The organism is Planotetraspora phitsanulokensis, assembly GCF_016863295.1.
Taxonomy (GTDB): Bacteria; Actinomycetota; Actinomycetes; order Streptosporangiales; family Streptosporangiaceae; genus Planotetraspora; species Planotetraspora phitsanulokensis.
The window spans coordinates 1-1515 of the sequence record NZ_BOOP01000075.1 but is presented as its reverse complement, the minus strand read 5'-3'; the positions used below and the strand labels follow the sequence as shown (position 1 = coordinate 1515).

General features: G+C 65.9%; 1 protein-coding gene. It reads left to right on the top strand.

Annotation, left to right across the window (positions count from 1 at the left end; translation table 11 throughout):
• The first annotated feature begins 428 nt into the window (after positions 1–428).
• Positions 429–1346: an NADP-dependent oxidoreductase gene (locus Pph01_RS42420; protein ID WP_204078935.1), complete on the top strand. Its 918-nt coding sequence runs from the start codon at positions 429–431 to the stop codon at positions 1344–1346.
• Positions 1347–1515: the final 169 nt, after the last annotated feature.

Here is a 1515-nt window from a genome sequence, read left to right as displayed (position 1 = left end):
ACCCGGGCGTCCGCATCACCTCAACGCCTTGTTCCGTCCGGTTTGAGCAGCACCCCCTTGAGGTCTACCGGAAGGGTGTGGAGCCCGATGGTCTCGCTGGGCGTGTACATCACCTCGAATACGAGGGGTAAGCCAAGCTGGCTGCACAACTCCACGAACAGCCGCTGCACTGACGAGATTGGACTATTGCGTCCACCATGCTAGTCTCCAACGCGTTCCGTTACAACGACTATCTGTAACGATCATCCGGGGAAGGCGATCATCAGCGTTCGTCTGTGAGCGACACGCGCCCATCGATGCGCGCGACCGGCCGGCGCTGTCCAGATCGACCGGCTGCGTCCTATGGCCCCTGGCATTAGATGTCGAACGGGCTTTCCACCCCTGCAACATTTCCACCAAAGAGACAAATGACCGAGGAGGCAATTCCCATGAAAGCGATCGTGGTGACGGACCAGGCTGCGGGAACGGCCGGGATGACGCTGGTGGAGCGGCCCGAGCCGCAGGCAGCGATAAACGACGTCGTCGTTCAGATTCATGCGTCGGGATTCGTCCCGACTGAGATGGCGTGGCCCTCGACCTGGACCGATCGCCTCGACCGTGACCGAACACCGTCGATCCCCGGGCACGAGTTGGCCGGAGTGGTCACCGCCCTCGGCTACGGCACGACGGGACTGTCTGTGGGACAGCGGGTGTTCGGCCTCACCGACTGGACTCGCGACGGCACCCTGGCGGAGTACGCGGCCGTCGAGGCACGCAACCTCGCGCCGCTGCCCGGCGACGTCGACTTCACGGTGGGCGCGAGCCTGCCGATCTCGGGCCTGACCGCGTGGCAGGGACTGTTCGAGCACGGCCGCCTTCAGGCGGGGCAGAGCGTCCTCGTGCACGGCGCGGCCGGCGCAGTCGGGTCGATGGTGACGCAACTCGCACGAGAGGCCGGCGCCTACGTCATCGGCACCGGACGCGCCGCCGACCGTCAGACGGTGCTCGACTTCGGCGGGCAGGAGTTCGTCGACCTTGAGAACGACGCGCTGGAAGACGTCGGCGAAGTCGATCTGGTCTTCGACGTCATCGGCGGCGACATCCAGAAGCGGTCCGCACGCCTGATTCGAGCCGGAGGAACACTGGTGTCCATCGTCGGGCCGCCCGAGGCACGGCCCGCCGACGGCCTGGCGGTCGACTTCGTTGTCGAGTCCGATCGTGCCCAACTGCGTGAGATCGTCCAGCGGGTGCGGGACGGACGACTGCGGACGAACATCGGCAACGTCTCGACCCTCGACGATGCCGTCGCCGCCCTCAACCCGACCGAGCGACGCAAGGGGAAGACGATCATCCGCGTTCGTCCGTGAGGACTCGAGGACGGCGAGCGGTCCCGCCTTCCTCGTGGATCATGGTCAGCTACGCGGCGGCCAGGTTGGGCGACTCGCACGGGAACACGTGATCGGACTGGCCCGCTATCTGGTGTGCACCCCGCGTAACCATGGCCGGCTGCCGCCCGACGGCGATTTATGGACTGAA